The organism is Devosia sp., assembly GCF_041917035.1.
In the GTDB taxonomy this organism is placed as follows: Bacteria; Pseudomonadota; Alphaproteobacteria; order Rhizobiales; family Devosiaceae; genus Devosia_A.
This window is the reverse complement of record NZ_JAYRYM010000337.1, coordinates 1-3,236: the sequence shown is the minus strand read 5'-3', so window position 1 is coordinate 3,236 and position 3,236 is coordinate 1. Positions and strand designations below refer to the sequence as shown.

Below are 3,236 nucleotides of genomic sequence, written 5' to 3'. Positions count from 1 at the left end.
ACATAACCGAGCGTCGTATAGGCGAAGAGCACAAGGAGCACCGTCGACAGCGCCAGTGCGGCGAAAGCCGGGCGGCGGCGCTTCAGCGCCAGCAGGACGAGGCCGGCGAGCCCGAGCAGCATGATTACCGACATCGGCTGCGCCAGGAGCCAAACGATCCGGGTCAGGTAGGCGAACATCGAAGTGCTCCGTCATGGCCGCTCAATGATCGCATTGCACAGACTCGACTCGAGTCGTAGCAGTTTGTCAGCCCGCCAGCCGACGGCTGTCCCAGGTTCGGGTGCTTTGGAGCCGGAAGAGATGGAATCACCGAGCCACCGCAGTGATGCCCAGCCGAAGCCCAGCTTCGCCGAGCTGTTCACGCCCAAGCTGATAACGGTGCTGCGCGAAGGCTACGGCTGGGACAAGCTCCGCTCCGACATCGTCTCCGGCCTGACCGTGGCGATCGTCGCCCTGCCGCTTTCCATGGCGATTGCCATCGCGTCCGGAACCACCCCGGACCGCGGTCTCTACACGGCCATCATCGGCGGCTTCATCATCTCCGCACTGGGCGGCAGCCGCTTCCAGATCGGTGGACCGGCCGGTGCCTTCATCGTGCTCGTCGCGGCCACGGTGCAGCAGCACGGCCTCGACGGCATGCTGCTCGCCACCCTCATCGCCGGCATCATCCTCATGGCCATCGGCCTGCTGCGCCTGGGCACCTACGTGAAGTTCATTCCCTACCCAGTGACGGTCGGCTTCACCGCCGGCATTGCCGTCATCATCTTTGCCAGCCAGATCAAGGATCTGCTCGGGCTCACCCTGCACGAGGCCGAACCGGCCGAACTGGTGGAGAAGCTCGAGGTGCTGTTTGGTGCGCTCGGCACGTTCAACATTGCCGCCGCGGGGCTGGCGCTGCTCTCGATCGGGATCATCGTGGGGCTGAAGCGCTGGCGCCCCGGCTGGCCGGGGATGCTGGTCGCCGTGGGCCTTACCGCCGTCATCGCGCTCGTCTTCAAGCTCCCGGTCGAAACCATCGGGACCCGCTTCGGCGGTATTCCCAACGCCCTGCCAATGCCCGCGCTGCCGGCGATCTCGGTCGAGAAACTCCAGGCCGTGCTGCCCAATGCCATTGCCTTTGCGCTGCTCGGCGCCATCGAGTCGCTGCTCTCGGCCGTCGTCGCCGACGGGATGACCGGCCGCCGCCACCGCTCGAACTGCGAACTGGTGGCGCAGGGCATTGCCAATATCGCCTCGTCCCTGTTCGGCGGTGTTCCGGCCACCGGCACCATCGCTCGTACCGCCACCAATGTCAGGGCAGGGGCGCGCGGGCCGGTGTCGGGCATGCTGCACTCGGTGTTCCTGCTCGCCTTCATGCTGGTCGCCGCGCCGCTCGCCAGCTACATCCCGCTGGCCGCGCTTGCCGGCGTTCTCGCTGTCGTCGCCTGGAACATGGCGGAAAAGCACGCCGTCTGGACGTTGCTGCGCAGTTCCCGCGGCGATGCGCTCGTGCTGCTCGCCACGCTGTTGCTGACGGTCTTCAAGGACCTGACCTACGGCATCGTCGTCGGCTTCGCGCTGGCGGCGCTGCAGTTCATCAACCGCATGGCCAAGGGCACCGAAGTGGCGCCCGGCGCCGCCGGCCCGCTCGACGATGTCGCCGATGGGACCACGCCCTACGATCCGGCCATGTCCAGCGACCGCGATGTGGTCGTCTACCGCATCTCGGGCGCGTTCTTCTTCGCCGCGGCGTCTTCGGTCAGCGCCGTGCTCGACCGCATCGCCGATCAACACAAGGCTCTCGTGATCGACTTCAGCGCAGTCTCGCTGCTCGATTCGACCGCCGCCAACGCCATTGCCGGCGTCGTTGGCGGCGCCGCGCGCAAGGGCGTCACCATCTACCTGAGCGGCGCCAAGCCCTATGTGCGCCAGGCCCTTGCCAATCACGGCGTTGCCGCGCCCGGCGCGCACTTCGCCGACACCATCGCGGAGGCCGTCGCCAGGGCGCGCGAGCATCGCTTGGCCGAGGCCTGACAAGCCGCCCCGTTTGCGCTAAACCCGCGCCGGGGCCTCGTAGCTCAGGGGATAGAGCAGCAGCCTTCTAAGCTGTTGGTCGGAGGTTCGAATCCTCCCGAGGTCACCACCCGCCCCGTCTGTCCGTTGCGGTCTTGCTGACCCGCACCCGGCTAGAAGGCGAAGACGCCCTCGACGGGCACGTGGTCGCTCGGCTTCTCCCCGCCGCGCATCTCGCGATGGACCACGATGTCGCCAAGTCGGTCCGCCGCCTGCGGTGAGAGCAGCAGGTGGTCGATACGAATGCCGTCGTCCCGGTCCCAGCCGAACGTCTTGAAGTCCCAGAACGTATAGCTCGGCTCGTCGGTTACCGCCCGCGTCGCGTCGGTCAGTCCGAGGTTGAGCAGGGTGCGCCACCGCTGCGCGCTCTCCGGCCGGAACAGCGCATCCCCCACCCATTGCTTGGGGTTCCGCGCATCGATATCGGCGGGGATGATGTTGTAGTCGCCCAGCAGGACGAACGCCTCCTCGAGGGCCAGTCTGGTCTCGACGAAGCGGATGAGCCGGTCCATCCAGCCCAGCTTGTAGGTGTATTTCTCGGTGCCGACCGGGTTGCCGTTGGGCAGGTAGATGCAGCACACCCGCACCACGCCGCCATCGGTCGAGAACACCCCCTCGATCAGCCGCGACTGCTCGTCGGTCTCGTCGCCGGGCAGTCCGCGAGTTACCTCGTCGAAGCGCAGTTTCGACAGGATGGCGACGCCATTCCAGCTCTTCTGCCCGTGTGTCTCGACATTGTAGCCGAGCGCCTCGATCTCGGCCCGCGGGAATGCCTCGTCGACACTCTTGATCTCCTGCAGGCAGACGATGTCGGGCGACTCCCGCTCGAGCCAGCTCAGCAGCTGGCCCTGCCGGGCCTTGACGCCATTGATGTTCCAGGTCGCGATGCGCATGGCGAAAGCCTAGTGGCCGTTGCCGCGAATCGCAACCTCAGCCGTAGACCGCCTGCAGCATGTAGTCGCGGAACGGGCCGTTGCAGCCCTCGGGCGTGGTGTTGGTCATCACCACGATGCTGATGCGGTTGACCGGGTCCACCACCCAGTTGTGACCCCAGGCACCACCCCAGTCCACGGTACCCTTCGGGCTGGGGTTGCGGGCCGCCGCCGGATCGTCGAGCACGGCGCCGATCAGGCTGAAACGCTTGCCGGCATCCCTCGGTCGGCGGGGCAGGTCGCCGATCTGGT

The 3,236-nt window shown here is 66.9% G+C and carries 2 protein-coding genes, 1 tRNA gene and 1 pseudogene; 2 read left to right on the top strand and 2 right to left on the bottom strand.

What is annotated here, in order from left to right; all coding sequences use genetic code 11:
- Positions 1–300 precede the first annotated feature (300 nt).
- Complete coding sequence (locus ACE3TU_RS20565) at positions 301–2,013, top strand: SulP family inorganic anion transporter (protein WP_374627642.1); 1,713 nt, start codon at positions 301–303, stop codon at positions 2,011–2,013.
- Between the two features lie 33 nt (positions 2,014–2,046).
- Positions 2,047–2,122: transfer RNA gene (locus tag ACE3TU_RS20560), tRNA-Arg, on the top strand.
- 43 nt (positions 2,123–2,165) lie between these two features.
- Here the strand turns inward: ACE3TU_RS20560 and xth are convergent.
- Together xth and ACE3TU_RS20550 are read right to left on the bottom strand one after the other, a co-directional pair.
- Positions 2,166–2,945, bottom strand: coding sequence for an exodeoxyribonuclease III (gene xth / locus ACE3TU_RS20555; RefSeq protein WP_374627640.1), 780 nt, complete (start codon positions 2,943–2,945; stop codon positions 2,166–2,168).
- A 37-nt stretch (positions 2,946–2,982) separates the two neighbouring features.
- Positions 2,983–3,236: pseudogene (locus ACE3TU_RS20550) on the bottom strand (penicillin-binding protein); the annotation flags it as partial.